Here is a 1314-nt window from a genome sequence, read left to right as displayed (position 1 = left end):
GATGAAATTGCTGTAAGGTGTGCCGGCCGGGTGGAAAGCGACTCTGATGCGCAAAAAAAAGACGATGCTTTCAGGCGGCTGTTGCTGGTGCTCAGCGACATCAGTGCCCAGATCCGGGCCGAGGAGACCGCCAGAGAATGGGAACAGTTTCTGTCATATATTGTAGAAAATATTCCTTACATGATTGCCATCAAGGAAGCCGAAAATCTTAGCTTTGTCCATTTCAACAAAGCTGGAGAATCCATTCTGGGGTATTCCCGTGAAGAACTCATCGGCAAAAACGACTATGATTTTTTCTCTGCGCAGCAGGCCGGTTTCTTCAGGTCCAAAGACCGGGAGGCTCTGAACAAAGGTCGTCTGGTGACCATTATGGAAGAGCCCATAGATACAAAACACGGTCAACGTCTTCTGCAGACCAAAAAGATTCCTGTCATGAACCGGGATGGAAAGCCTGCTTATCTTGTGGGAATTGCAGAAGATATAACCGAGCGTAAACAAGACGAAAAGAAACTGCGTGAAAGCGAGGAGCGCACCCAGCATCTCAACTCAGTACTCCAGACACAGAACATCATCGACCGGATCATCTACCAGGCCCAGGACCTGAAGCAGATGCTGGATGAAGTCTGCCAGGCTCTGGTTTCCTCCAGGGGTTATAAAAGCTCCTGCATTGTTCTTCTGGATGAAAAAGAGGCTGTTAGACAATGTTGCCAGGCCGGTCTTGCAGAACAGTTTCCTGAGTTACTTGCCAGGTTTGAGACCGGCAGGCTGCCCTCAATAGCAAAGAAGGCACTTTCTTCTCATCTGTTGCAGGTTGTTGTGGATCCTGTACGTGAATGTCCGGACTGCGTGTTAGCCCAGAGCGGGGTCGAGGGAGCCTGCTTTTCTGTCAGACTGGAGTTTGAAGGAATTGTCCATGGCCTGCTTACTGTTTCAATCCCCAGAACCCTGGCCCGGGACATGGAGGAGCAGGAACTGCTTTCCAGGATGGCCGGCACTCTGTCCCAGGGCATACACCGGCTTCACCTTGAGACCATCCGCCGCACCCAGGAGGAGCGCCTTAAAAATTATCAGCGCATTGTTTCCAGGATAAGTATGCCTATGTCCATAGTGACCTCAGACTACAGGTACCTGATTGTCAATGATGCTTACCAGACAAAGTTCGGCAAATCCAAGGAAGAAATAGAGGGGTATGCCTTGGAGGATTTACTTGGAACTGAAATATTCCATAGCAAGATTAAACCCCATCTCGATAACGCCCTGTCCGGGGATGAAGTTACTTTTGAAGATAGCTTTCCTGATCTTCAAGGCAACCTG

1 protein-coding gene is annotated in these 1314 nt (G+C 49.5%); it reads left to right on the top strand.

Annotation, left to right across the window (positions count from 1 at the left end):
* Positions 1 to 1314 (top strand): PAS domain-containing protein (locus D5S03_RS05410; protein WP_287042917.1); only part of this gene is annotated, 1314 nt, incomplete at both ends.

Source organism: Desulfonatronospira sp. MSAO_Bac3, assembly GCF_003838035.1.
Taxonomy (GTDB): domain Bacteria; phylum Desulfobacterota; class Desulfovibrionia; order Desulfovibrionales; family Desulfonatronovibrionaceae; genus Desulfonatronospira; species Desulfonatronospira thiodismutans.
The sequence above is the reverse complement of the archived record's forward strand: the minus strand, read 5'-3'. Positions and strand labels throughout refer to the sequence as shown.